The sequence below is a fragment of the Pseudoalteromonas rubra genome (genome assembly GCF_000238295.3).
GTDB lineage: Bacteria > Pseudomonadota > Gammaproteobacteria > Enterobacterales > Alteromonadaceae > Pseudoalteromonas > Pseudoalteromonas rubra.
In genome coordinates, this window is sequence record NZ_AHCD03000020.1 from 443080 (window position 1) to 468210 (window position 25131).

Here is a 25131-nt window from a genome sequence, read left to right on the forward strand (position 1 = left end):
GTGAGGTCACGCTTTTTCTATATCATCAACCAGCAACACCAGATCGGTTGCCCCGAGGTCTTCTCCCGCCTGACTTAACAGCGTAGATATCTGCCCACGATGGTGCGTCTGGTGATTAAATAAGTGAGTCAGTAAACTGGCAAAGGGTTTCTGATAGGTCGCGCCTTTGGTGTTGCGATAGGTCAGTGTGCCCGCTAAATCGCTTTCCTGTAACGCTTGCAACAAATAGATGATCTGTTTATCCAGCCACTGACGATAATCCGTTAATTGCGCCAGGTCTTCAAATATACATTGAGCCAGGCTGGTGGGGTCGGGCTGCGCAGCCACAGGTGCTAGCACACTGGCACAGGCTTCAATGGCAGCAAAGCGCTTGAGCCAGATAAGATCGGCCACAACCAGGTGGTTCAAGGTGCCCAGTATCGAACCAAAAAAAGCCCCCCGATCCTGTTTTAAGGCGGTTTCATTGAGTCGCGCGGCGGCGGTATAGATCTTGTGATTCATCCATTGATTATAGTCGGCCAGCAATCTGAACTGGGTAAGTTGGCTCATGGGCGTTTCCTTCATGGCGGATAGAGTGGGTGTTATAAACGCTGTACAAAACTAATACAAGTAGTTGGTAAGTATTTATAAAGATAGACAAAAAAGGCAAGGGAGTGATGAATATATTCATAGATATCCCTAAGCCTGCGCAATTCAGTTGTTGCTCTGGTTAACCTGTGGTAATTATCTGTTTACAATTTTAACCCGTGGAAAAAAGAATGAAGCATAGCCCAAGGAAGCGACAGCAGGAAATAGAGCGGTTTAACCGCCTGGTCCAGCGCTCCATTCGTCAGATGCGTAATGAACTTGGCTTAAGCCAGAAAGATCTGGCCGCTAAAATGTCGTCAGCGGTTGACCAGTCAACGGTGAGTAACTGGGAAAGTGGCAAAACGGATATGACCAGTGCCCAGTTGCTGGATATCTTTATGATTTTTGGCAAGGACCTGGTTGCCATGTATTTCAGTTTCTTAAGCGACAAGCCATCAGCCAGCCCGGAAAAGCAAAACGAAGAAGAGGAGTCGTAAGATGGATTTTTATACAATTTTTAGTTATTCAGGCTTCCCATTTATACTAGCTGCCTTGCTATATACATGGAAGTATGAAGGCTCACGATATTTTTTGCTCTTGATGTTGATTTTGGAGATCGTCGATTTAGCCCTATACAAGGTTAGTTATACCTGGACGACGCACATGTATTTGTACAACATGGTGATATGTATGTTAATCGTAGTGCCTGTCGTCTACCGTAGTCGAATTGCGCTTTTTATATATCAGTTGACAGGTATCTCTTTCTTCTTGCGCGTTTATAAAAATCATCACTTCTCGGTGCAAGAGATAGGGTTGATATTGTTGCATCTTGTTGACTTTGTTCTGGCTGCATTTAAATACCTTGAGGTATGGTTATATAAGTTCTACCTGATTGATGGCTGGATAATGAGTAATGATATACGCAATTTTATAATGATCTCATTAAACTTGCTGATGTACTTATGTTTGTTGACTTATGCCGTCAAAACGCCAGCCCGTGAACTTTTTTATAAGGAGCGTGGGGAAAGCTTTGCTACTAAAGCATCCGATTAGTAGTACAAAATGCTTGGCGCGACTGTTAGGAGCCTTTAGTGCCGGACATGCTTACAAACCGGGGTTTACTAATGGTCGCAAAGTGTGTATTTGTATTAATAAATTCATCATGCTGAGTGCAATCCCATAGGGTGTGCCAGTAAATAGCGAGGAAGCATAGGAATGAAAAACATCAGCAAAGCAGATTTGTTAAAAGTTCAGGGTGGGGTTAACAAGCCCGGTGATACGAATTTACCACCAAGAAGTCAGCCAATTGAAAAGCCCCCCAAGTCTTAAAGGCTTTTAACCTGGTAGCCCCTGTGTCGGGTCTTTACTCAGTGTGCGCTTTGGGTGGCGCTCAGGTGTCAGGCTCATTTAATTACCATCTTCGGGGCTATTCGATTACCGGCTAAAGCACGGGTATCAGACTGGCGGTAAAAGTGTTTCACCGTCAGTCATTCATTTACGCCCAGGTTAAGCGATCAGCGTTCCACTTCCACTCAGTCATCATCCTGTAAAAAAACTGCGCTAGCGCAAGCAATTTTAATTTTACTCAGCTAAAATACCCGGTTATACGTTATTCTCAGCCGTGCTGTCTGTGCAGGTATCTGTAGGCTCGCAGTGGTGCGGTGTTCTTTGCTCAATGACACGGGGTTTGTATGTCTGACAAGTGCTATATCACGGCGCAACAATTACTTGAAGATTCATTTCGACTGGCCGCTCAGGTTTATGAAGACGGCTTTCGTCCTGACTTTATTATCGGCATCTGGCGCGGTGGTGCGCCTATCGGGATTGCAGTTCAGGAATACTATGATTACAAAGGCATAGAAACCGACCACATTGCAGTGCGTACCTCGTCTTATTACGGCATTGGCAAGCAGTCGAAAGAGATCAAAGTACACGGTTTGCATTATATTGTTGAAAACGCCAATGCGGGCGACTCGTTGCTGATTGTGGACGATGTGTTTGACTCGGGCCGCAGTATTTATGCGCTGCGTGAAAAACTCGAAGAGCTGATGCGCCTGAACCTGCCAAAAGACATTCGTGTTGCTTGTCCGTATTACAAGCCGACCAATAAAAAAGTCCCTATGACGCCGGATTACTTTATCCACGAGTCGGACGAGTGGCTGGTGTTCCCGCACGAATTATCAGGCTTAACGCCGGATGAGCTGATCGCTGGTAAATCAGATTTGGCCAATATCAAAGAGCTGTTTGCCAAGTAAGCCGGGCCAACAGGCATCAATAAAAAGCCGCACTGACACTGCTCAGCGCGGCTTTTTTGTGGCCATAGATCTGTTACACTCGCGCTATTGTGCTTTTTGAGATGATGACCGTTTTCTATGACAACAGCCACGCCCGATTATCAGGCTATTTTGCAACACGTTGCACAGCAGGTTCAGCCCTTCTCCCAGCAGGGAAAGGTCGCTGATTATATTCCTGCGCTGGCTGAGCAGCCACTGGGGCAGTTTGCTATTGCACTGCAAACTGCCGACGGACAGACCTTCAGTGCCGGCCACTGTGACAGCCGTTTTACCATTCAATCTGTCTCTAAGGTGATGACCCTGACGCTGGCGTTACAGCGTTATGGTGATGAGCTGTGGCAACGCGTGGGCAAAGAGCCGTCGGGGACGGCATTTAACTCCCTCACGCAGCTTGAGTTTGAAAATGGCATCCCCCGTAATCCCTTTATAAATGCCGGGGCCATTGTTACCTGCGATGCCTTGTTCAGCCGCCTGAGTGCGCCTATCCACACTATGCTGGAAAGTTATCGCTGCCACACGGCGAATCCAAAAGTGGCCATTAACAAGGTGGTGGCGCAATCTGAGTACGATCATCGTTATCGCAATGCCGCCATGGCCTACCTGATGAAATCATTTGGTAACTTTGACAATCAGGTGGAAGAGGTGCTGTGGTCGTATTTTAATTTTTGTGCCATTGAGCTCAATGTCTGCGAACTAGCACGGGCATTTTCTTATCTGTCAACGGGTGGAGTATGTCAGCAAAGTGGTCAGCAGGTGCTAAGTACACGTCAAACCCAGCAGCTTAATTCTTTGCTGTTTACCAGTGGTTTGTATGATGCTGCCGGAGACTTTGCTTATCGGGTGGGGATGCCGGGCAAATCCGGGGTGTCGGGCACCATCATTGCTGTCGCACCGGGTCGCTTTACGGTGGCGGTATGGTCACCGGGGCTCGATAAAGTCGGTAATTCCGTTGCGGGTATTGCGGCGCTTGAGTTACTGGCTGAAAAGCTGGGCACCGCATTATTTTAGGTGACAGTGAGACACAAAAAACGGGAGCCATGGCTCCCGTTTTTGCTTACTGGTCCCAGTAAGTTTGTTCGAGCGAGTCTTCGCGCTCTGGCAGGCCACGCGACAGGCGCGGTGAGTGCTGTACTAATACCTCATAGCTGGCGCGGTTAGCATATTTGCTGATCTGTGCCAGTGAAGAATAGGTAATGGCGTGCTGCTCATGTTTGGCTGAATTTGGCACGTTGAGCTTGTGATAGACGTTCGCCGACAGGTCGTGTAAGACTGCCGCCAATGCACAATCTCCGGCACCATTGGTATTTTTAATGGTATCCGGGCCACCCATGTAAGGGGCGGTATGGCTATACGCCTTGATTGGCTGTTTACACGCACTGCGGCGCATTGCCCGGGAGAATTCATACTGGTTGAATTCAGGGATAGCGCCTGGCAGCAGCGGGTACTCGGTTTCGCGTTTCTTCTCATCATCCACGTAACCGGCCATAAACAGGCCCTTAGGTCCGGCTGTACAGATCACTAAATCAACCCAGTCCAGCGCTTTGTCAGCGGCCAGCAACGGGTCGTCAAAACCGGTGATGGCTTCGCCTTCTTCCTCATTCATGGCCAGAATGTCGACGTGTTTTTCAACGAACTCTGCCCACCAGGTCGGATCTTGCTCAATCAGGAACTTAGTGCCCAGCGTTAATACCACGGGCACACCGGCATCGTTGGCATATTTCACTGCCTGCATGGTGGCCTGAGTCATAGTTTCTTCACCTGAAGTACGCATCAGATAAGCACTGATCACTAATGCTGAGGCGTGTTCAATCAATGACTTGTCAATAGACTCAGGTTTAAGGTGGTTCATCATGCCGGCACTGATGGCGAAGGTCCGCTCGCCACTGTCGTCAATCAGTGTAAAGCAGCGGCCGATGGGACCCGGAACGGGTTGCAGATAATCGAGATCGACCCGGCTGGAGGTATTGCACAAAAACTTATAGGCATAACTGCCTATTTGGATGTTTTCGCTCATGACGCCCAGTAACACCGAGCGGCTATCAGCCAGCACTGAATAGTTGTGCATGGTGTTGCCAATGGTGCCGCCAGCAAATTCATAGTCAATCATGTCATCACGTTTCAGGCGATCGTAAAGCGCATTGGTGACATCATTGTCTATCACTTGAGACATACCGCGTTGCAACCCAAACTCATCCAGGAAGGCCTGATCGACCTTAGCTTCGATGTCTACTACAATTTGGTCTATCCCACAAATGTAGTTGCGTTTAAGTCGATCAACGACATGTAACTGGTTAATTATAGGGTCTTTATCTTCGACTGGAAAATAATGTTTATGTCTTCTGCGGCCCGGAAATTTCATGTTTTACCCGTGTGTGTTGAGCTCGTCAAATAAAAAAAGCGGCGAATTATAGCTTAAATTGATGTCATTGAGCCATGGCAATTTGCTAATTTTAGCAATATAACTGTCACAGTGCGCAGTTCGCGACAATACGCTAGAATATCCCCCATTTTGTACCCAGGAGCATTTAGGTGGACGAACAACAGCAAGATCTTTATTGGATGCAGCGTGCATTGGAGTATGCCGACAAGGCCGAGCAGGAAGATGAGATCCCGGTTGGTGCCGTTGTGGTAAAAGACGGTGAGCTGGTTGGCGCGGGCTGGAACCGCTCTATTTGTTGTCACGATCCGTCGGCCCATGCGGAAATGCTGGCGATCCGGGATGCAGGTCAGCGCATCGAAAATTATCGTCTGGTAGATTGCACTTTATATGTCACGCTGGAGCCATGTCCTATGTGTGCTGGCTTGCTGGTACATAGCCGAATTAAACGGGTGGTGTTTGGTGCCTCGGATGCGAAAACGGGGGCTGCGGGGTCAATCATGAATTTGCTGCAGGAGCCGAAACTGAACCACCAGGTTGAGGTGACCGGCGGGGTCTTAGCCGAGCAATGTGGCGAGAAATTATCGGCATTTTTTAGGCGTCGACGCAAAGAGATCAAGGCGCAGAAAAAAGCCAGGCAAGCCGGATTTAACGACCAAGCAGCTCAGGATTGAGCCGCTCTTTCGTCTGCCGCAATTTGGATCAGTGCATAGATGCGACGGCGTAATAAAATCTTACGGTTGATGTTGCGTAACATAATACGGCGACGATTTGGATTCGTGTTGCGCGTGTTACGTTTAAACTGATGAGTTCGACGTCTTCTTAGCATCGTAACCTCCATTTTTAGTGAGAGAACAACTACGCGCGACAGCTATAGCGTATTCGTATGTCAACTTGATGACAGGCTCTGAATACCGTACCGGGTACTTAACGGAACGCCTTGTAGATCATTGGGCTGGTTGCTCTGAGTCTGTATTGACTTGAAGGGCCCCATTTTCGTCCAACCAGATCAGGGCGTCGTAGTATCGGCGAATATTATCTACATAGGTCACTGCCACATCGCCGCGCGCATATCCATATTTTGTCTCTCGATAGTAGCGCTTTTTAGTCAGCAGTGGTAGTCGTTTTTTCACCTCTGCCCAGCTGGTTGGCGAGCCACCCTGACGTATCGTCAGCTTACGTGCATCATTCACATGGCCCCACCCCACATTATACGCAGCAAGCGCAAACCAGGTTCTGTCTGGCGTACCTATCTGTTTGGGGATGCGATTAATGAGTTTACGTAAATAGCGAGCGCCACCGCGAATATTCTGTTCCGGTTTGAGCCTGTGTGTTACGCCAACTTGTTTGGCTGTGCGCTGTGTGAGCATCATGATCCCGCGTACACCGGTGGGCGATTTAGCCCTGGGATTCCACATTGATTCCTGATAGCTCAGTGCGGCGAGTAAACGCCAGTCCAGCTGGTGCTGCTCAGCATATTGCATAAACCAGTGCTGATATTTAGGCAGTGTGGTTTTACTCGCTTCGACAAAAGCCAGGGTGTTGACGTAATTAAAGCGTCTGACATGACCAAAGTACTTCTCTTCGAGCGCGGCGAGTTGCTGAGATTGCTGCATTTTGGCAAAAAACGGCGGCAGCAGTGCATATAAAGAATCGTCTTTTTCGTTGCGCAGCACCCAGGAAACCGGATCGGCCTGAGTGACGGAAAATGCGATGCTGACATTGGGGTGGTAACGTCGGAACAGGGCCAGCGAGTGCGAATCGACCACTGTGTATTGTATGTCGCCGTCGATGATCCCTTGTAATAGCTCTTCCTGATCCCGGTCATCGACGGTTTGCCAGCTGAGCTCTGGGTACTGCTTTTGTGCAGCCTGCAAAGAGATCACATGGTGGCTGTCCGCTAAAACGGTGACAGGTCCGGTTAACTGGGCAAAGTTGCGAGGTCGGGTATTGCCTTGTTTAAAGACCAACTTTTGGCTGATCTCCCGATAGCTGGGGCCAAAACGAAAATGGGCCGCGCGCTGAGGGTGATAGCTGAGCCCTGCCGCTGCCATGTCCAGATCACCACTTTGCAGGCGTTCGAACAGTTTTTTCAGGCTGAAAAAAGGCACCATTTGTAACTCAACGCCGAGCTCATTGGCAAACTGCTCTGCCAGTTCATACTCAAACCCCTGTTCACCGCCAATGCCCTGATAAAAGGTCGCGGGTCCCACCAGGGTGCCAATGCGGATCACTTCCTGCGCTTTGATCTGTTGTAATTGAGTGGCAGGCATTTTTTCGCAGCTGCTTAATAGCAATACACAGCACAGTACCAGCACAGAGGAAAGCAAACGCATAAGTGACTTTTGGCTCCTTGATCAAATGAGAGTGACAGACCGCTCCATGCTCGCAATTAACGGTGCTTTTGTGAAGGGGCTTTTTTTCGATAATTGCTAAATTTGAGTTAAATAAGGAGGGCAAATCGACTATAATGGCGGCCCAAAATATCGTTCAATCCTTAACCCCGGATGAAAATACCTATGTTGATCCTACGTGGTGCACCTGCACTTTCTGATTTCAAAGTTCAAAAAATCCTTAAAAGCTGTAACGATGCGCAATTGCCAGTGACTGGTGTGTATGCCGAGTTCATGCATTTTGCTGATCTGACAGCGGAACTTTCTGAGTCTGAACTGGACAAGCTGAGCAAGCTTTTAAAGTACGGCCCGACCATTGCCGAACATGCGCCTGAAGGAACCCTGATTTTAGTCACGCCGCGAATTGGTACGATTTCGCCTTGGGCATCGAAAGCCACTGACATCGCCAACAATTGTGGTTTGGATAAAGTACACCGCGTAGAGCGTGGTATTGCCTACTATGTCGAGGGCGCGCTGAGTGCAGAGCAGATCGATGAGGTAGCCAAGCTTTTACATGATCGCATGACAGAGTCGGTACATAGCTCGCTGGAAGATGCCGGTCAGCTATTCCGCGTTGAAGAGCCGCGCCCAATGTCATCGGTAGACATTCTTGGCGGTGGCCGTGAAGCGCTTGCGACTGCAAACGTTGAGCAAGGCTTTGCGCTGGCGGATGACGAAATTGATTACCTGGTAGAAAATTTCCAAAAGCTAGGGCGTAACCCGAACGACATCGAGCTATTCATGTTCGCACAGGCGAACTCTGAGCACTGTCGTCATAAAATTTTCAACGCCGATTGGACAATCGACGGTGAACAGCAGCCTAAGTCGCTGTTCAAAATGATCAAAAACACATACGAAACGCACCCTGAAAATGTATTGTCTGCGTATAAAGATAACGCAGCGGTAATGAAAGGCTCAAAAGCAGGTCGTTTCTTCCCGAATAAAGAGGGGGAGTACAGCTACAATCAGGAAAACATTGAAATCCTGATGAAGGTTGAAACCCACAACCACCCAACCGCGATTGCCCCTTTCTCTGGTGCATCAACGGGTTCAGGTGGTGAAATTCGCGACGAAGGCGCTACTGGCCGCGGCTCTAAGCCAAAAGCAGGCCTGGTTGGTTTTACGGTATCTAACTTGCGTATCCCTGGCTTCGAGCAGCCGTGGGAAAGCAATTTCGGCAAGCCAGGTCGCATTGTTAATGCACTCGACATCATGATCGATGGTCCTCTGGGTGGTGCGGCGTTCAATAACGAATTTGGTCGTCCTAATCTGCTTGGTTACTTCCGTACTTACGAAGAAAAAGTGAACAGCCACAATGGTGAAGAAGTACGTGGTTACCACAAGCCAATTATGCTGGCAGGTGGCCTGGGTAACATCCGTACTGAGCATGTTCAAAAAGGTGAAATCCCTGTCGGTGCTAAGCTAGTTGCACTGGGCGGCCCTGCGATGAACATCGGTCTGGGTGGTGGTGCTGCATCATCAATGGCATCGGGTCAGTCAAATGAAGACTTGGACTTTGCGTCTGTACAACGTGAAAACCCTGAAATGGAACGTCGTTGTCAGGAAGTGATCGACAAGTGTTGGCAGCTGGGCGACGAGAACCCCATCGCGTTTATTCACGATGTGGGCGCGGGCGGTCTTTCAAACGCATTCCCTGAGCTGGTAGATGACGGTGGCCGTGGTGGTAAATTCCAGCTACGTAACATCCCGAACGATGAGCCGGGCATGGCACCACACGAGATTTGGTGTAACGAATCTCAGGAGCGTTATGTACTGGCCGTAGCCGCTGAAGACTTTGACCGTTTTGAAGCCATCTGTCAGCGTGAGCGCGCGCAGTACGCAGTGATCGGTGAAGCAACTGAAGAGCGTCACCTAACGGTTGCAGATAGCCACTTCGACAACAACCCTGTGGATCTTCCGCTTGAAGTCCTGCTTGGTAAAGCGCCTAAGATGCACCGTGACGTTGAGTCAAAGAAAGTTGAAGGTCAAGCCCTTAACACTGACAGCATCAACGTTGAGGAAGCCGCTAAACGTTTACTTCGTCTACCAACTATCGCTGAGAAAACATTCCTTATCACCATTGGTGACCGTACGGTGACAGGTCTGGTGGCCCGTGACCAAATGGTTGGCCCCTGGCAGGTACCAGTAGCAAACTGTGCTGTAACAGCAGCTGCGTTTGATACTTACCACGGTGAAGCAATGTCAATGGGTGAACGCACACCTGCGGCACTTCTAAACTACGGTGCTTCTGCACGTTTAGCAGTAGCAGAAGCGCTCACTAACATTGCTGGTGCAAACATTGGTGGTCTTGAGAATATCAAGTTATCAGCAAACTGGATGGCAGCAGCAGGTCACCCAGGTGAAGACGCAGGTCTTTACGAAGCGGTTAAAGCCGTAGGTGAAGAGTTGTGTCCGGCGTTGGGTCTAACGATCCCGGTTGGCAAAGACTCAATGTCGATGAAAACCACGTGGCAAGACAAAGGTGAAGACAAAGCGGTAACAGCACCACTTTCTCTGATCATCACTGCGTTTGGCCGTGTTGAAGACATTCGTAAAACGGTAACGCCTCAGCTTCGTACTGACAAAGGCGATTCAAGCCTGATCTTAGTTGATTTAGGTGCAGGTCAAAACCGTATGGGTGCATCAAGCCTTGCACAGGTTTACAAGCAGCTTGGTGATAAGACGCCTGACGTAGATAGCCCAGAGCTATTAAAAGGTTTCTACAACGCGATGCAGGCTCTTGTCGCGGATGAGAAGCTACTTGCTTACCACGACCGTTCAGACGGTGGTTTATTCACAACTGTCGCTGAAATGGCATTCGCAGGTCGCACCGGTGTCACGGTAAATCTTGATAGCCTGATAGGTTCTGACATCGAAGCGCTTTATAACGAAGAGCTGGGTGCAGTAATTCAGGTTCGCAATGACGACCTTGCAGCAGTTGAAGCAATTCTTGCTGATAATGGCCTTGCAACAATCAGCCACACTATCGGTGCACTAAACACAGAAGACAAAGTAATCTTCAACCGTGGCGGTGAAGCCGTACTGGCAAATACACGTACTGAACTACGTACTATTTGGGCTGAAACCACATATAAGATGCAGGCACTTCGTGACAACCCTGAGTGTGCTAAGCAAGAATTTGATGCTAAGTTTGACGAAACAGATCCAGGTCTGAACGTTAAACTAAGCTTTGACTTAAATGAAGACGTTGCAGCACCTTACATCGCAACAGGTGCTAAGCCTAAGATGGCCATCTTGCGTGAGCAAGGCGTTAACTCACACGTTGAAATGGCCGCCGCATTTAACCGTGCAGGTTTTGCAGCAGTAGACGTACACATGAGTGACATCCTTGAAGGTCGCTTAACACTAGAAGAGTTTAAAGGTCTTGTAGCGTGTGGTGGTTTCTCTTACGGTGACGTACTGGGTGCGGGTGAAGGCTGGGCTAAGTCAATTCTATTCAATGATATGGCACGCGATCAGTTCCAAACCTTCTTTGAACGTCAAGATACGTTCAGTTTAGGTGTGTGTAACGGTTGTCAGATGTTATCAACTCTGAAAGAGCTTATTCCAGGCACTGAGCACTGGCCACGTTTTGTAACTAACAAGTCAGAGCGTTTTGAAGCACGCTTCAGCCTTGTAGAAGTACAAGAAAGCCCGTCAGTATTCTTCCAGGGTATGGCTGGTTCTCGTATGCCAATCGCAGTCTCACACGGTGAAGGCCATGCTGAGTTTGCCAACGACGCAGCAGTAAAAGCGGCGCTTGAGTCTGGCACAGTAGCCGTTCAGTACGTGGATAACTTTGGTAAGCCGACTACGCAATACCCGAACAACCCGAATGGTTCACCAGAGGGTATTACCGGTATTACATCAACTGATGGTCGTGCAACAGTTATGATGCCACACCCAGAGCGTGTATTCCGTGCCGTAGCGAACTCTTGGCACCCGGATGAGTGGAAAGAGGACAGCCCTTGGATGCGCATGTTCCGTAACGCACGTAAGAATATCGGCTAATTGTTTAGCTTGTTTGAAAAAGGTCACTTCGGTGGCCTTTTTTATTGCCTGTCACATCATTGTGTTCATGGTTTGGTATTATTCATGCCGTATACTTTCTCTCCTCAAGTATTCTATGTAAATACCGATACAATGGTTGAATTAGAGGTACCTCCAGGCGCAGAGCGACGCCTACAGACCAATAATGACAGTCAAGGAGTGAGTATGGACATACAAGTACACCCAGGTAGTGCTTCTGTAAGCAAGTCGGTATCGCATGCGCAAGTGCGCAATAACAGCGATAGAGCGTCTGAATCTAAGGTCAGTGTGGATATGCAGAATCGTGACGAGATTGATACGGTCCCTCCCTTACTGTCACAAGAGCTGGATGAAGAGGCGGGTCAGTACAAAGAAGACAACCCGGTATTCAAAGAGGACTACGAGGAACTGGAAAAAGCCATGGCATTGATCCAGGCGTTTATCCGTAAGCTACAGGCACAGCTCAGTAAGCTCATGCAATCTGTGCAACAGCGCCGTCTTCAGGTGCAGGAGCACGAAGAAGCAGAAGTGTTATCGGATGCGGTGCTCGTTGAGCACATTGGTTTGAAGCAATATCGTGACAGTGCTAAAGTGGATGAAATTGCACTGCTGGAACAGCAGCTCTCTGAATACAAGCAACTCGAAGCCGATATCCGCGTCAATATGATTAAAATGATCCTCGCTGAGCGTGAGAGGCTCGAAGAGCTCAAGCGCAAAGGCAAGCTGTAAATCCGTTAGCTGATGACATAATGGCCTATTTGTAAGAGGTTTTTGCGAACTTAACATCTTCTTACTTGGGCAAACATTACATCGTCAGTAAGATCCCTTACACTTAAGCCAGTTTTCATTGAATACCAGGTACCGATGCGGCGCTTTTTTCTTATTCTGCTATTTGCTCTGTTTACATTAGGGATCACGGTCTATTATTTTCGCGTGCCACTGACGCTGACGATTGGTAAACAAATACTAACCGAGGAGCAGGGCTTGCTTGAATGTCTGGATTGGTCCGTAGACAGTTGGGACAGACTTGCCGTCGAGCGTATGTGCTGGCGCAGTGAAGCCGTATCCGTTGAGCTCCGCGATGCTACCTTTGATGGCGACCACTTCCAGGTGGGGAGCATGAGGGTGGTTCATCAGCAAACTCAGACGGATAACAACACTCAGGTGACCTATGCGCCTGCACCTTTACAGCTTGATTTACCTGAAGGCATGCCCACGGTTGAGGTTGAGGCGCTCACTGTATCCAGTCCATTATTGCCTGAACCGCTGAATTTGAGCGTTAAGCAAACCGATGATTTTGCTTTTACCATTAACGGGGATGTCGAGGCCGACGTTGCCCTGAGTGATACCAAGCTGCGTGCGGCACTGAGGCTATCGAGTCCGGCTGTACAGATGTTTTTGCGTGAGGCGAAACTCCCTGTGAGTGTGTCTGCACTCACTGGCAAAGTTGAAGCCGAGTTCAACGGTCAGGCTATCAGCGCTGATATCCAGTTACAGAGCACATTGAACTATGCTTTACCTCAGTGCCAGCCCGAGATCCAGGTCAAGGGTGTGATTACGGGGCAATGGGACTTTACAGACGAGCGCGCAACGCTGGATTTGCGTCAGCTGCCTGTTGACTTGGCCGTCGCTGAGTGCCAAGCGTTGCTGGCTGAGCTGCCAGCAGACTGGAAAAACAGCATCTGGTCCGGGCACTGGCAGGCACGTATATCGGAGCCCGTTACACTTACCACACAGGCCCTTACACTGCCGCTTTTGAGCGTGCAGGATGTTGCACATGTTAGTACATTCACCCTGAGTGAGTTTGTCTATCAGCTGCCTACACAGCAGATGCAGGGCAAACTGATGGTGTCGCATCACAGTGAGGCATTTCAGTTGCTGGATGCGCAAGTCGATTTTTTGCTGGCAGGGACACAACTGGAAAGTCAGGGCATGGTGACTTTTGAGGTTGCGCAGGCACCAGAGGAGCTCCCCATCGACTGGCAGGCATTGAACATGCGCAGTGACTTTTCATTACAGGGCAAAGTGACCGAACAGTTGATGCTCAATGTCACAGCAAAACCACAGGCTCAATCTGTAGCGACGGAAGCAATGATGCTAGACAATTTGACTACCTCTGTGTCAGCTCAGGCTCTCATCGCAATGAGCGAGCGCCGTGACACAGCGCAACAGGTGCCGTTTGAGCAGTTACAATGGCAGCTCGACGCTGAGGTAGAGCGATATCAGATCAGTGGGGTGCAGGGGCGCAATCTGATAATGGCAGGCCATGGTGAAATTGATGACTCGCTGGTGGTTAATGTAAACGCTGATATTCGGGTTGGTTCGTTTAAACGCGAGGACGTGCGAGGTAAAGAACTACATCAGCAGCTGACATTTAGTGGTACATTACGACCTGAGGGGCCTGTTGGCAAACTCAATGGTCGCTCAACTATAGAGCTGGTGGCTCATCCGCAGTTGGTACTTAGAGAAGTTGCAATACGCAGCGAAGGCGACATCGAAGGTACTGAACAGCTGGCACTGACTCATTTATTGACCCATGATAACCTTGAATTACAGCTTACGCACCGCGTTGAAGCCGGGCTGATGCCCTTTACGTTGACGTTGGCCGAGCATGGCCTGGGGGCGATTCAGTCTGTGGCCAGCCAGTTTGTGCCTAAACTCAAAGTAGAGCAGGGCCTGATCAATGCCAGTGTATCGGGTGAATTATCACGCCAGGCTTTTGACTTTGAAATTAGCTTGGATGATGCCTCGTTTTTGTATGAGCACCACTATGTGTCTGGACTGAATTTGCCTTTGAAGGGGCAGTGGCATTCGGGATCGCTCATGATAGAGCCTGCACCCATGAGTATCACCGAGGTACGCTCTGGCCCCGTATTGACAGACGTGCGCGGCCAGATAACCTCAGATAATAATTTGCCCGTGCTACGCCAGTTTAGCGCCAAGGTGTTCAGCGGTCAGCTTGCGGCTGAGCAGGTCTTACTGGATAAGCAAGATCAGGAAATTTTGGTGACGGCCAGCGACCTGGATTTGATGCTGATTTCAGAGGCTGGTCGTGAGTCTGGGGTTGAGTTGCATGGCCAGGTCTCTGGCAGGCTACCGGTATTCATACGCAACGGACAGGCCGAGATCCGCGATGGCTATTTGAGTAATGTAGTAGATAGCATGTTGAAAGTAGAGGACAATGCGTCGTTTAATGCGTTAAAGTCTCAGCGCCCGGAGTTGCAGACAGTGTTCGGTGTGTTGGATGAACTGAGTATTGAAACCTTAAGTGCTGATGTGAATATGGCACAAGATGGGCAGCTGGAGCTGGCCGTTAAAATTGCTGGAGAAAATAAACAGCAAAAGCAACCTGTGAATTTCAATTATACGCACAGTGAGAATATTTATACCCTGTTCAGGGCGTTGCGTCTGAGTGATGAAATTACTCAGGCAGTGGAAAAAGCGTTAAATCAATAGGAGCAACTCAGCATGAAATGGATGCTAACTTTGGTGTTTGCTTGTTTGGTATCGGCTTGTACACATAAAGTGCAGGTAGAAACCAAAGAGCCTATCACCATCAACTTAAACGTCAAAGTTGACCACGAGATACGTGTTAAGGTCGACAAAGAGCTGGACGATCTGTTCAGCGATGACAGTGAATTATTCTAAGGAGCCAGATCATGAACGCATCTAAGTTACTGACTACGATTGCCGCCGCTTGTATGAGTTTTTCGGTATTTGCCATTACCCTGGATGATGCTAAGTCGCAGGGCTTAGTAGGTGAGACCGCAGCGGGTTATCTGGGCGTGATCAAGGGCAGCAGTGAAGTGAAAAAGCTGGTGAAAGAAGTAAACAGTAAACGCAAGGCTAAGTACCAGCAACTTGCTAAGAAAAATGGCATTAGTCTGAGCCAGGTTGAAGCCATGGCAGCCAAGAAAACATTTGCGAAAACCGCACCGGGCCATTTCGTGAAAGTCGATGGCAAGTGGGTTAAAAAATAGCGTTCAGGGCGGAGTTCTCCGCCCGGACAGTTAATCTGTTTGCTGGCACTGACGTAACAGTTGTTGCCAGAAGGCCGCGCCTTTTCGGCGTGCGAGCTTGATGTTGTTATCCGGAATAGATTCTGGATCATCATAACTTTCCAGGGCCTCAGCCATACTGGCTTCGCGAATGACATGTAAAGCAGGGTAAGGCGCTCGGTTTGTGTAGTTGGCTGGATCATCTTGCTCTGAATCTGCAAAAACGTAATCCGGGTGGAAATTGGCAAGCTGGAAGGTGCCTTCATAGCCTTGGGCAACTAACAGTGCGTTTGCCAGGTCTACCAAATCTAAAAACGCATCAAAATCTGTGAAACCTTGGGTAAAGATGAGTAAGCTGGTTTCGCGCTTTGGTGTTTCCGTCAGAGCCTGACACTCATCCAGCATATCCATCACGGCATCTTCCGCTTTTTGTGATTCGCAGACTCGGTAGTGGATCGCGTTTTGTTCCACTTCTTTGCGAGCAAACGGGCAGAAGTTGTATTTGACAATCACTGAGCTGACCCAGTTTTGCATCGCTTGGACGGCAATATGGTGCATTTATTTTCCCAAAAGAGAGTTGATCATAGTAATACTGCGTACAATGGCACCCTGGTTGCGTGCCAGACACGCTTTTGCATGTGTGCCCAATTCTATTGCGCTTTGCTGTGAGCGCAGGTAAACCAATAAAGTATCAGCCAGCGCTTGCTGATCCGCCACCTCAATGGCACCGTGCAGCGCAAACAGTTCAGGGTATATATGGGCAAAATTATAGGTATGTGGTCCGGTCAGCACACCGACCGAACAGGCCGCTGCTTCAAGCGGGTTGTGCCCGCCCCGTTCAATCAGGCTGCCGCCAATGAAGGCGATTTGTCCACATCCGTATAACCACTTAAGTTCGCCTAATGTGTCTGCCAGCAAGACCTGTGATGACGGCGTGTAATCCTGGCTACGACGGCTGTAGCTGAGTGCCCGCGCTTCAATTAAAGCGGCAACTTTATCGAATTGTTCTGGGTGTCTGGGCGCAATGATCAACAGTGCATCGCTTTGGTGGGCCAGTAACTGCTGATGGGCCGTTAACACTTGTTCATGCTCTGTGGGATGGGTAGAGCCGGCAACCCACACTGGTCGCGTGCCGAGCTGTGCTTTTATTGCCTCAATCTTGCCTTGCTGAACGTTATCCAGGGCAATATCAAATTTGATAGAGCCCGTTACGGTGACTTTGTCTGGTGCCAGTCCCAGTTTAATAAAACGCTCGGCATCTTCCTGGTTGTGGCTGGCCAGCATAGAGATTTGCTGCATTAAAAAACGGCTCAGGGAAGCCACTTTTTGATATCCTGTGAGTGACTTTTCGGACAGGCGGGCATTGATGACGGCGACCGAGCAGTGTGCCTTATTGGCGTAATAAAACAGGTTCGGCCACAGCTCAGTTTCCAGTACTAATAATATTCTCGGCCTGAGTTGTCTGATGAAGCGCCGTGCTGCAAAAGCAAAATCAACGGGTAAATAGCAAATCGTGATAGCTCGTTCGCTGTTGCCAAAGAGTTGATTCAGCTGCTCGCGACCTGTTGGCGTGTTGCAGGTAAGCACAAAGGGGGCATCAGGATGTGCTTCTAGCAGTGCTTTTATGAGGGGCGCAGCAGCCAGTACTTCTCCCACCGAAGCGCAGTGGATAACCACGGCCTGCTTTGCAGCCGCTGTAGGGACAAAGCCAAATCGCTCGCAAAAATGCGCTTTATACAGGGGGTTCTTTTTTCCTCTGATAACGTACAGGTACAGTACGATGAATGGACATAAAATCAGCAGCAGCAGGGAGTATAAACGTCTAATCATGACAGCCATCAGTATAAAAAACGCTTATTTTAACTTGTCCGCCTGAAAAAGCGATAACACACGTACAAATTATCACAGTTGTTGAGGTGCTCAGCGGACGGGAATTTGCTAGGATCGGGCAAAATCTCCAATTTTAAAGGTTTTAAGTTGTCCTTTCGTACTATCACGCTTTCTACTTTGTGTCTGCTGGGCGCAGCGCAGGCTTTTGCCATGCCAACCGCTTTTTTGCCTTTGGGTAAAGACAATCTTCTGGAATATCAGATAGACCAGATGTTTGCATTGACAGGCACTACGCCAATGGCGAAGCCGTATCGCATAACCGAAATTAATAAAACCTTGTCTCAGCTTGTGAAGGTTGACCCTGCATTGCATCAAAGCATTAAAACTCGACTTGCCCCTTATCTGGAAAGGGACGCAATTACACGTCGTGGTATTAAGCTGCGGGTTGATTCCGGCGAAGTACAACAACTTGCCAATGACAGGGGCAATTACAGTAGTGAGTATGCTGAGTTATCGTTTGATGGGATCTGGCGCGGCAGTGATATGAGTCTGGTTCAGATTGGCGCAGAGTATCGTGTCGAGTCTGGTAAGGTGGTGCCTTACAATACCTTCTATGCGATAGGGGGAGATAATTTACAATTGACACTGGGCTATAAAGAGCACTGGTTTTCGCCATTTAAACATGGTGCTCAGGTGTATTCAAACAATGCACAAGCGCCATTATCGGCCTCTTTGGGTCTGAATCTGCCATTGGATAATTGGTGGAACTTTGATTTTGAATTGTTTTACGCCGAGCTTGAGCATGTTGAAAAGGGCATTTTGTATCAAGGCAAACGTCATGATGGTACGCCAAAATTGGCGGGTACTCATCTTAGTTTTGAACCACTTGAAAACTGGAAAATAGGCATCAACCGAATGATGCAGTTTGGCGGTGGACCAAGGGAAGTTGGCTTCAAAGATGTCTTAAAAGCCTACTTTGATCCCGCGGGCAACGACAATGTTGACAAGGTTGGGAGCTCAGATGAAGAACTTGGCGATCAGTGGGCAAGTATTACCTCTGTCGTTAAAACCAGCTGGTTGATGCCAGTAGAGTGGTATTTTGAGTATGGTGGCGAAGACACGAAAGACCACAAGAACTACCAGTTTGGCAACATCGCTTCTAACTTTGGTTTTTATCTACCAGCCCTGACGCAAGACCTGACATTCAGATATGAATATACCAATATGCATAGCCTGTGGTACCAGAACTATATTTACCCAACGCAAGGCAATACGATAGATGGGTTTGTTGTAGGTCATGCGGTGGCGAACCAGCGCACTCTTTACGATGGTGTACCTGGGAAAGGTCATTTGATCGAGGTGACTTATCGAGAAAACCTGGATTCAATGTGGCGCCTGGAGCTATCGACGGTCAAGAATAGCAACCGATTTGTCACTTTCGACAGAGTGCATTTACGAGACTACGAGCAGGCCAGACAACTTCAGCTTGCCAATACTCGGCGCATGTATGACAAGCAAGTAGAGACATCACTGACCTACGGCAAAGATGTCTTTGGCGAAAGCTACACTTGGTTGTCTGTCAATGTATACTGGTAGTCTGACGCACAGCGTCACCATTTAATTTAACACGGGTTAGTTTTTGACTTTGTCACGATGACAGAGTCGCATTATTTATTAAGGATCACTATGTCAATCAATGATCACATCAAACAAAGCTATCAGGCCAGCTTAGAGCGACATATGGCGTTGTTCGCAAAAATGGCTGATTATCACACTCAGTCCGTGGAATTACTGGCTGCCTGCAAAGCAACCTTAGAGGCAGGTGGCAAGGTGATTTGGTTTGGTAATGGTGGCAGCGCGGCCGATGCTCAGCATTTGGCAGCCGAGTTTGTGGTCCGCTATAAACTCGAACGTGGTCCTCTGGCGTCGATTGCTTTGACGACTGATACCTCTATTTTAACGGCACACAGCAATGACTATCATTTCAATACGGTATTCGAACGCCAGGTGCAAGCGCTATGTAAACCACAAGACTTGGTGATTGGCCTGACCACGTCAGGGACCAGTGAGAATATTAACCTGGCATTGCAGGCGGCCAATGACATTGGTGCGTTCACTGTGGCCTTGACCGGGCGCACGGGCGGTACTGTGAAAGACATTGCCAAGCTGCCAATTATCATCGACTTTGATGAGACCGCACGGATCCAGGAAGCCCATATGTTTATCGGGCATTGGTTATGTGAGGCAGTGGATATGGTAATTGCGGAGCAGTCGGCATGAATCTGAATGCACTGAGAAACTTAAACCAGGCGAAGGTCCTGGTGGTTGGTGATGTGATGCTGGATCGTTACTGGCATGGTAATACAGGCCGTATTTCACCAGAAGCGCCTGTTCCCGTGGTCAAGGTGAGCAGCCTTGAAGATAAAGCGGGTGGGGCGGCGAATGTGGCGAAGAACATTGCTCACCTGGATGGCCAGGTTGGGTTGCTGGGCCTGATTGGTGAAGATGACAATGGTCGCCAGCTGGAGTCTATTCTGGCAAAAGAACAAATTGCTTCACAACTCGTCAGTGTTGCGGAGTTGCCGACAATTGCCAAAATGCGTGTCATCAGTCGTCACCAGCAGGTCGTACGATTAGACTTGGAAGAGCCCTTTGTGCAGTCTCACAGCCAACTGTTGCTGACGCGATTGGAACAAGTCATTAATGACTATGATTTTGTTCTATTTTCAGACTATAACAAAGGTGCCTTAAGCTGCATCGAAGAAATGATTAGTGTGGCCAAGGTTGCGGGTAAAACGGTACTGATTGACCCTAAATCGTCTGATCTGACCCGTTATCGGGGCGCGGATTATATTACACCAAACCTCAATGAATTCCGTTTGGCCGGTGGTGATTCCAGCAGTGAAGAAGCTTTGACGGTGAGCGCCCGTAGTCTGATAAAGCAAGCAGGCATTGGCGCTATGCTTTTGACTCGTTCTGAACAGGGTATGTCCCTGATCACCCAGGATGAGAAGCATGATTTCGCAGCGCAGGTTCAGGAAGTCAGTGACGTTACCGGTGCGGGAGATACCGTTATTGCGACATTAACGACTATGTTGGGTGCTGGACTATCGCCCAGTGAAGCGGTAGAGCTTGCGAACTTAGCGGCGGGGATAGCGGTTGCTAAACTGGGCGCTGCTACTGTGACACCAGAAGAACTGAGCCGCAAACTGGGACAGTATTTGCGTCAGACTGGTGAGCATTATCAAACCCCGTATGAAGAAGTGCTTAAGCACATTGAATTTGCCAAACAAAATGGCGAAAAAATAGTGTTTACCAATGGCTGCTTCGACATTCTGCATGCAGGCCATGTGCGTTATCTGGCACAAGCGAAAGCCAGAGGAGACCGGTTGGTGGTCGGGTTGAATAACGATGATTCAATTTCTCGTTTGAAAGGTCCTGAGCGTCCAATTAACCCCCTGAACGAGCGGGCTATGGTCCTGTCCGCTCTGGCTTCTGTCGACTGGGTGATCCCGTTTGGCAAAGAGAGTGAGGGTGACACACCGGCTAAGCTGATTGAACAGATCAGCCCGCACATACTGGTCAAAGGTGGCGACTACCAGGTATCTGAAATAGCAGGAGCAGATCATGTCCTTGCTATGGGAGGTCAGGTAGAAGTGTTAGCGTTTCTGGATGGTTGCTCAACCTCTAATATCATTGCGAAAGCAAGAGAGACAGAATAGCGACCTCTGACGATACAAGAAGCCGGTTTTAAACCGGCTTTTTTTTCATCTCACTTTGATAGGCATCGATAAAGCTTTGCCAGTCTTGTGGTGGACAAAAGAACTGCGCAGAGCGGTTAGCTTCTTTTTTAAGTGAGCGTGCGAGACGGTCAATATTGGCCATCTGCCATTCTTTTGCAGGCGTTTTTAACGCACCTTTGTCGAAATCAATGAGGTACACTTCCCCGCAATCATCGAACAGAATATTGTTGCAGTTTAAATCATCGTGATAGGCGCCTGCGTGATGAAAGCGCGCCAGCGTGGCAGCAACCTGCTGCCAGTCTTGTGCACTGAGTGGCGCCGACTGTAGCCGTTCACACAGACTTTGTGCACCAGAGATGGCATGTGTCAGGATATCGGCGCGATAAATCCCCGCTGATACGGTTACTTTGGCACCCAAAGGGGTGGGGACTGGCAAGCCTAAGTCGGCGAGTTGGTTCAGCAGGTGTAGTTCGAGGTATACCCGGGTGTTCTTGAGGCCTGTAAACAGGTATTGATCTTTGAGTAACTTACCAATTAACCCGCCACGCCAGTAGTGTTTGAGAACAGCAATATCCTGGTTGGTATAGCGTACGAACCAGGCTGCTGCACGACCTTGTTTTGAGGTCACAACGGCATTATTCCGCTGCCAGAATGCCATGTCGAACCAGTCCAGAGATAAAGTATCTGGCGTATGGTTGGTGCGCAACAAGTAGTGATTATGATGTTGTTCAATTTTTAGCATGACCGAATAATAGCAGGGGCTGAATGGATAAACGCCCAGTGTAACGGCTTTTGTTGTCAGGGAGAATCTCATAGGTTGCAAAATAGTGGGTTTTATTTAAGATCGGGTGCTTATTTTCAGTTACAGGCGAAATGTGTGTCTCAGGCAATTTCTTCCATTTGTATTCTCCGGCTTTCGGCCATCGGTGATGTGTGTCATGCCGTCGCGGCTGTACAGGCTATCCAGCGTGCGCACCCACAGGCGAAAATAACCTGGGTTATAGGCAAGGTTGAAGCTATGCTGTTAGCCGATTTGCCTGGGGTTGAGTTTGTTGTCTTTGACAAGAAACAAGGTAAAGCGGCATTTAAACAGCTTAAAGCACGGTTTAAAGGGCACAGGTTTGATGTGCTTTTGCATATGCAAGTGGCGTTTCGTGCCAATCTGGCGGCGCGTTGTATCCCGGCTAAAGTCAAAATTGGGTTTGATAAAGGGCGCTCTAAGGAGTTTCACTCGCTGGTGATTAATCAGCGCATTGAGTCACAGCGGGAACCGCATGTGCTGGAAGGTTTTCAGAACTTTGCCCGGGCAATAGGCGCTGAATGTGGCGCGCCAAGTTGGGACATGCCCGTTAGCGATGAAGATAAACGAGAAGCACAAGCTTTGCTTACCGGGCTGTCACGTATCTTTGTGATTTCTCCTGCTGCCAGCAAGGCGGAGCGAAACTGGTTACCTGAGCGCTATGCTGCGCTGGCTGAACATGCTGCGGAACAAGGTTTTAGTGTGGTTCTGACTGGGGGACCAACTGAACTGGAGCGTAACCTGAGTGACGCTATCATTGCGCATGCAAAGTGCGATATCACCAACCTGGTTGGTAAAACCAAATTAAAAACCTTGCTGTGTGTGTTGGCGCAGGCACAGCTGGTTCTGGCACCGGATACCGGGCCCGCCCATATGGCGGTGACAGTCGGCACGCCGGTCATTGGTTTGTATGCGCACTCCAATCCTAAGCGCACTGGTCCGTATTTGTATCAGGACTATGTGGTTGAGGTCTATCATGACAACCTGATGGCGCAAAAGGGCAAAAATGCACAGCAACTCAAATGGGGCACACGTATGAAGGGCAGCGACCTGATGCGCCAAATTTCGATTGAACGGGTGACACAGATGTTCGATAAGGTAGTAAAGCAGGAACAGTTATGACACACAAAGCCGTATTTCTGGACAGAGACGGGGTGATCAATCAGGATCATGCCTACGTGCATAAAATTGAAGACTTTGAGTTTATCGAAGGCGTGTTTGAGGCTTGCTATCAGTTTCAGGCAATGGGCTACAAACTGATCGTGGTGACTAATCAGTCAGGTATCGGCCGGGGATACTATGACGAAGCCCAGTTTGCGCAACTGACAGACTGGATGTGCCAGCAGTTTCAGGCTCATGGTGTCACCATTGATGGAGTCTATTTTTGCCCCCACCATCCGCATAAAGCACAGCCGCCTTATCAGCGTGAGTGTACGTGTCGTAAACCCAACCCCGGTATGCTTTTAGAAGCCATTGAAGCACATAACATTGACCCAAGACAAAGTGTTATGGTGGGTGATAAGGGGTCGGATATTCAGGCGGCATTGGCTGCGGGAGTTGGTACTAAAATACTGGTTGAGTCGGGACAGACTTTCAGTGAACAAGTACGCGACTCAGCAGACTATGTGTGTGGATCATTATATCAGGCACTTGATCTGCCTCCGTTTATCTCATAAGCGTTTACAAAGCGTCTGCGAACAAGATAATCACAATCCGTGCATTTAAGGTGCGAACCTTTTAAAATATAAGCAACGAATTTTATGACACAGCCGATATTGAGCATAAAGGATATCGGCATTTTAGTGTGTGCCAGGGGCACACACCCCGTGCAACTAATGGAGACTCCCGATGAGAGCAGCGGCATTTTTTAGCCAGCTTCAGCAACAGATTGAAGAAGTAAAAGCTGAGGGTTTATACAAGAAAGAGCGTGTGATCACGTCTCAGCAGCAAGCAGAAATTGCAGTATCAACTGGCGAAAGTGTTATTAACTTCTGTGCCAACAACTATCTTGGTCTGGCTAATCACCCGGATTTGATTGCGGCTGCTCAGGGTGGCCTGGATGAGCACGGGTTTGGTGTCGCGTCTGTACGTTTTATCTGTGGTACTCAGGATATCCATAAAACACTGGAAGCCAAAGTCAGTGAGTTCCTGCAAACTGAAGATACCATCTTGTACTCTTCTTGCTTTGATGCCAATGCAGGCCTGTTCGAAACCATTTTAGGCCCTGAAGATGCCATTATTTCGGATTCACTGAATCACGCATCTATCATTGATGGCGTGCGCCTGTGTAAAGCGAAACGTTTCCGTTACGCCAATAATGACATGGCAGATCTTGAGAAGCAGCTGATCGCTGCTGACGAAGCCGGCGTGAAAACTAAACTGATTGCGACCGATGGTGTGTTCTCAATGGACGGGGTGATTTGTAACCTGTCTGAGCTGTGCGATCTGGCAGATAAGTACGATGCGTTGGTCATGGTTGATGATTCGCACGCAGTCGGTTTTGTAGGCGAAAATGGCCGTGGTACGCCAGAGTATTGTGGCGTGATGGATCGAGTTGACATCATTACGGGTACTTTGGGTAAAGCGCTGGGCGGTGCGTCAGGCGGTTATACTTCTGGTAAAAAAGAAATTGTTGAGTGGCTGCGTCAGCGTTCACGCCCTTATTTGTTCTCCAACTCACTGGCCCCGTCTATCGTGACTGCGTCAATCAAAGTGCTGGACATGATGAAAGAAGGTGAGGCACTGCGTAACAAGCTGTGGGAAAATGCTGCACACTTCCGCAGTAAAATGGAAGCGGCAGGCTTCACCTGTGCCGGTAAAGATCATGCGATTATTCCTGTCATGCTGGGCGATGCAAAAGTGGCCTCTGATATGGCGGACCGCTTATTGGCCGAAGGCATTTATGTGATCGGCTTCTCATATCCGGTTGTGCCTAAAGGTCAGGCACGTATCCGTACTCAGATCTCTGCGGCGCATACCACAGAGCAGCTGGACAAGGCAATTGATGCCTTTATTCGCATTGGTAAAGAACTGGGCGTGATTTAATCACTGCCCCACAGCCAGGGCTGTGAGCGATTTTTAACGCAAGCTGATGGCTTGCG

The 25131-nt window shown here is 48.9% G+C and carries 23 protein-coding genes; 16 read left to right on the forward strand and 7 right to left on the reverse strand.

Features of this window, described 5'->3' with window-relative positions:
• Nucleotides 1-6 precede the first annotated feature (6 nt).
• Nucleotides 7-549 carry a DinB family protein gene (locus tag PRUB_RS01985; RefSeq protein ID WP_010383046.1) on the reverse strand — a complete coding sequence of 181 codons (543 nt, stop codon included), beginning with the start codon at nt 547-549 and terminating at the stop codon, nt 7-9.
• A 209-nt stretch (nt 550-758) separates the two neighbouring features.
• Here PRUB_RS01985 and PRUB_RS01990 point away from each other — a divergent pair, with 209 nt between their 5' ends.
• The 4 genes from PRUB_RS01990 to glsB all read left to right on the forward strand — a co-directional run bounded on the left by PRUB_RS01990 (nt 759) and on the right by glsB (nt 3869).
• Nucleotides 759-1064: a helix-turn-helix domain-containing protein gene (locus PRUB_RS01990; protein WP_010383045.1), complete on the forward strand. Its 306-nt coding sequence runs from the start codon at nt 759-761 to the stop codon at nt 1062-1064.
• Between the two features lies 1 nt (nt 1065).
• Nucleotides 1066-1620, forward strand: a complete 555-nt coding sequence (locus PRUB_RS01995; RefSeq protein WP_010383044.1) for a hypothetical protein — start codon at nt 1066-1068, stop codon at nt 1618-1620.
• 638 nt (nt 1621-2258) lie between these two features.
• Nucleotides 2259-2822, forward strand: a complete 564-nt coding sequence (locus PRUB_RS02000; RefSeq protein WP_010383043.1) for a phosphoribosyltransferase — start codon at nt 2259-2261, stop codon at nt 2820-2822.
• A 117-nt stretch (nt 2823-2939) separates the two neighbouring features.
• On the forward strand, nt 2940-3869 hold the full coding sequence (glsB, locus tag PRUB_RS02005) for a glutaminase B (RefSeq protein WP_010383042.1): 930 nt from the start codon (nt 2940-2942) through the stop codon (nt 3867-3869).
• Nucleotides 3870-3915: 46 nt separating this feature from the next.
• Here glsB and PRUB_RS02010 read toward each other — a convergent pair whose 3' ends face one another.
• A complete protein-coding gene (locus PRUB_RS02010) occupies nt 3916-5220 on the reverse strand; it encodes an inosine/guanosine kinase (RefSeq protein WP_010383041.1) in 1305 nt (434 codons plus the stop codon).
• Between the two features lie 170 nt (nt 5221-5390).
• Here PRUB_RS02010 and tadA point away from each other — a divergent pair, with 170 nt between their 5' ends.
• Nucleotides 5391-5912, forward strand: coding sequence for a tRNA adenosine(34) deaminase TadA (gene tadA, locus PRUB_RS02015; RefSeq protein WP_010383040.1), 522 nt, complete (start codon nt 5391-5393; stop codon nt 5910-5912).
• Here tadA and PRUB_RS02020 read toward each other — a convergent pair.
• Together PRUB_RS02020 and mltF are read right to left on the reverse strand one after the other, a co-directional pair.
• Nucleotides 5903-6067, reverse strand: coding sequence for a hypothetical protein (locus PRUB_RS02020; RefSeq protein ID WP_010383038.1), 165 nt, complete (start codon nt 6065-6067; stop codon nt 5903-5905). The two genes, tadA and PRUB_RS02020, sit on opposite strands and share 10 nt — an antisense overlap.
• 118 nt (nt 6068-6185) lie before the next feature.
• The gene (mltF, locus tag PRUB_RS02025) at nt 6186-7574 is read right to left on the reverse strand and encodes a membrane-bound lytic murein transglycosylase MltF (protein ID WP_010383036.1); all 1389 of its coding nucleotides are present in this window, start codon (nt 7572-7574) and stop codon (nt 6186-6188) included.
• Between the two features lie 183 nt (nt 7575-7757).
• Between mltF and purL the strand changes: the two genes are divergently transcribed.
• The 5 genes from purL (at nt 7758) to PRUB_RS02050 (ending at nt 15640) form a co-directional block, all read left to right on the forward strand.
• Nucleotides 7758-11642, forward strand: coding sequence for a phosphoribosylformylglycinamidine synthase (gene purL / locus PRUB_RS02030; RefSeq protein ID WP_010383035.1), 3885 nt, complete (start codon nt 7758-7760; stop codon nt 11640-11642).
• A 204-nt stretch (nt 11643-11846) separates the two neighbouring features.
• A complete protein-coding gene (locus PRUB_RS02035; RefSeq protein ID WP_021032860.1) occupies nt 11847-12389 on the forward strand; it encodes a hypothetical protein in 543 nt (180 codons plus the stop codon).
• 135 nt (nt 12390-12524) lie between these two features.
• A complete protein-coding gene (locus PRUB_RS02040) occupies nt 12525-15116 on the forward strand; it encodes an intermembrane phospholipid transport protein YdbH family protein (RefSeq protein ID WP_010383033.1) in 2592 nt (863 codons plus the stop codon).
• Between the two features lie 12 nt (nt 15117-15128).
• Nucleotides 15129-15308, forward strand: a complete 180-nt coding sequence (locus PRUB_RS02045; protein WP_010383032.1) for a YnbE family lipoprotein — start codon at nt 15129-15131, stop codon at nt 15306-15308.
• An 11-nt stretch (nt 15309-15319) separates the two neighbouring features.
• Nucleotides 15320-15640 (forward strand): YdbL family probable chaperone protein, encoded by a 321-nt coding sequence (locus PRUB_RS02050; RefSeq protein ID WP_010383031.1) that lies wholly within the window; start codon nt 15320-15322, stop codon nt 15638-15640.
• A 30-nt stretch (nt 15641-15670) separates the two neighbouring features.
• On the opposite strand, the gene PRUB_RS02055 is transcribed toward PRUB_RS02050, so the two are convergent.
• On the reverse strand, nt 15671-16216 hold the full coding sequence (locus PRUB_RS02055; protein ID WP_010383030.1) for a DUF1415 domain-containing protein: 546 nt from the start codon (nt 16214-16216) through the stop codon (nt 15671-15673).
• On the reverse strand, nt 16217-17488 hold the full coding sequence (waaA, locus tag PRUB_RS02060) for a lipid IV(A) 3-deoxy-D-manno-octulosonic acid transferase (protein WP_040645092.1): 1272 nt from the start codon (nt 17486-17488) through the stop codon (nt 16217-16219).
• A gap of 147 nt (nt 17489-17635) precedes the next feature.
• Between waaA and PRUB_RS02065 the strand changes: the two genes are divergently transcribed.
• From PRUB_RS02065 to hldE, 3 genes are all read left to right on the forward strand, one after another.
• Entirely contained in the window at nt 17636-19084 is a 1449-nt protein-coding gene (locus tag PRUB_RS02065) for a capsule assembly Wzi family protein (protein WP_010383028.1), read from the forward strand.
• Nucleotides 19085-19174: 90 nt separating this feature from the next.
• Nucleotides 19175-19768 carry a D-sedoheptulose-7-phosphate isomerase gene (locus tag PRUB_RS02070; protein WP_010383026.1) on the forward strand — a complete coding sequence of 198 codons (594 nt, stop codon included), beginning with the start codon at nt 19175-19177 and terminating at the stop codon, nt 19766-19768.
• Nucleotides 19765-21210, forward strand: coding sequence for a bifunctional D-glycero-beta-D-manno-heptose-7-phosphate kinase/D-glycero-beta-D-manno-heptose 1-phosphate adenylyltransferase HldE (gene hldE, locus PRUB_RS02075; protein ID WP_010383025.1), 1446 nt, complete (start codon nt 19765-19767; stop codon nt 21208-21210). The genes PRUB_RS02070 and hldE overlap by 4 nt, the downstream gene beginning before the upstream one ends.
• A 28-nt stretch (nt 21211-21238) precedes the next feature.
• Here the strand turns inward: hldE and PRUB_RS02080 are convergent, their stop codons facing one another.
• A complete protein-coding gene (locus PRUB_RS02080; RefSeq protein ID WP_010383024.1) occupies nt 21239-22045 on the reverse strand; it encodes a 3-deoxy-D-manno-octulosonic acid kinase in 807 nt (268 codons plus the stop codon).
• 63 nt (nt 22046-22108) lie between these two features.
• Here PRUB_RS02080 and PRUB_RS02085 point away from each other — a divergent pair, with 63 nt between their 5' ends.
• The 3 genes from PRUB_RS02085 to PRUB_RS02095 all read left to right on the forward strand — a co-directional run bounded on the left by PRUB_RS02085 (nt 22109) and on the right by PRUB_RS02095 (nt 25075).
• Nucleotides 22109-23152: a glycosyltransferase family 9 protein gene (locus tag PRUB_RS02085; RefSeq protein WP_040645057.1), complete on the forward strand. Its 1044-nt coding sequence runs from the start codon at nt 22109-22111 to the stop codon at nt 23150-23152.
• A complete protein-coding gene (gmhB, locus tag PRUB_RS02090; protein WP_010383022.1) occupies nt 23149-23706 on the forward strand; it encodes a D-glycero-beta-D-manno-heptose 1,7-bisphosphate 7-phosphatase in 558 nt (185 codons plus the stop codon). The genes PRUB_RS02085 and gmhB overlap by 4 nt, the downstream gene beginning before the upstream one ends.
• A 172-nt stretch (nt 23707-23878) precedes the next feature.
• Nucleotides 23879-25075 (forward strand): glycine C-acetyltransferase, encoded by a 1197-nt coding sequence (locus tag PRUB_RS02095; protein WP_010383020.1) that lies wholly within the window; start codon nt 23879-23881, stop codon nt 25073-25075.
• Nucleotides 25076-25131 lie beyond the last annotated feature (56 nt).

Bases quoted from the DNA above. Each gene is read 5' to 3' on its own strand.
- PRUB_RS01985 (WP_010383046.1), bottom strand. From the start codon at position 549: ATGAGCCAACTTACCCAGTTCAGATTGCTGGCCGACTATAATCAATGG.
- PRUB_RS01990 (WP_010383045.1), top strand. From the start codon at position 759: ATGAAGCATAGCCCAAGGAAGCGACAGCAGGAAATAGAGCGGTTTAAC.
- PRUB_RS01995 (WP_010383044.1), top strand. From the start codon at position 1,066: ATGGATTTTTATACAATTTTTAGTTATTCAGGCTTCCCATTTATACTA.
- PRUB_RS02000 (WP_010383043.1), top strand. From the start codon at position 2,259: ATGTCTGACAAGTGCTATATCACGGCGCAACAATTACTTGAAGATTCA.
- glsB (WP_010383042.1), top strand. From the start codon at position 2,940: ATGACAACAGCCACGCCCGATTATCAGGCTATTTTGCAACACGTTGCA.
- PRUB_RS02010 (WP_010383041.1), bottom strand. From the start codon at position 5,220: ATGAAATTTCCGGGCCGCAGAAGACATAAACATTATTTTCCAGTCGAA.
- PRUB_RS02020 (WP_010383038.1), bottom strand. From the start codon at position 6,067: ATGCTAAGAAGACGTCGAACTCATCAGTTTAAACGTAACACGCGCAAC.
- mltF (WP_010383036.1), bottom strand. From the start codon at position 7,574: ATGCGTTTGCTTTCCTCTGTGCTGGTACTGTGCTGTGTATTGCTATTA.
- purL (WP_010383035.1), top strand. From the start codon at position 7,758: ATGTTGATCCTACGTGGTGCACCTGCACTTTCTGATTTCAAAGTTCAA.
- PRUB_RS02035 (WP_021032860.1), top strand. From the start codon at position 11,847: ATGGACATACAAGTACACCCAGGTAGTGCTTCTGTAAGCAAGTCGGTA.
- PRUB_RS02040 (WP_010383033.1), top strand. From the start codon at position 12,525: ATGCGGCGCTTTTTTCTTATTCTGCTATTTGCTCTGTTTACATTAGGG.
- PRUB_RS02045 (WP_010383032.1), top strand. From the start codon at position 15,129: ATGAAATGGATGCTAACTTTGGTGTTTGCTTGTTTGGTATCGGCTTGT.
- PRUB_RS02050 (WP_010383031.1), top strand. From the start codon at position 15,320: ATGAACGCATCTAAGTTACTGACTACGATTGCCGCCGCTTGTATGAGT.
- PRUB_RS02055 (WP_010383030.1), bottom strand. From the start codon at position 16,216: ATGCACCATATTGCCGTCCAAGCGATGCAAAACTGGGTCAGCTCAGTG.
- waaA (WP_040645092.1), bottom strand. From the start codon at position 17,488: ATGATTAGACGTTTATACTCCCTGCTGCTGCTGATTTTATGTCCATTC.
- PRUB_RS02070 (WP_010383026.1), top strand. From the start codon at position 19,175: ATGTCAATCAATGATCACATCAAACAAAGCTATCAGGCCAGCTTAGAG.
- hldE (WP_010383025.1), top strand. From the start codon at position 19,765: ATGAATCTGAATGCACTGAGAAACTTAAACCAGGCGAAGGTCCTGGTG.
- PRUB_RS02080 (WP_010383024.1), bottom strand. From the start codon at position 22,045: ATGAGATTCTCCCTGACAACAAAAGCCGTTACACTGGGCGTTTATCCA.
- gmhB (WP_010383022.1), top strand. From the start codon at position 23,149: ATGACACACAAAGCCGTATTTCTGGACAGAGACGGGGTGATCAATCAG.
- PRUB_RS02095 (WP_010383020.1), top strand. From the start codon at position 23,879: ATGAGAGCAGCGGCATTTTTTAGCCAGCTTCAGCAACAGATTGAAGAA.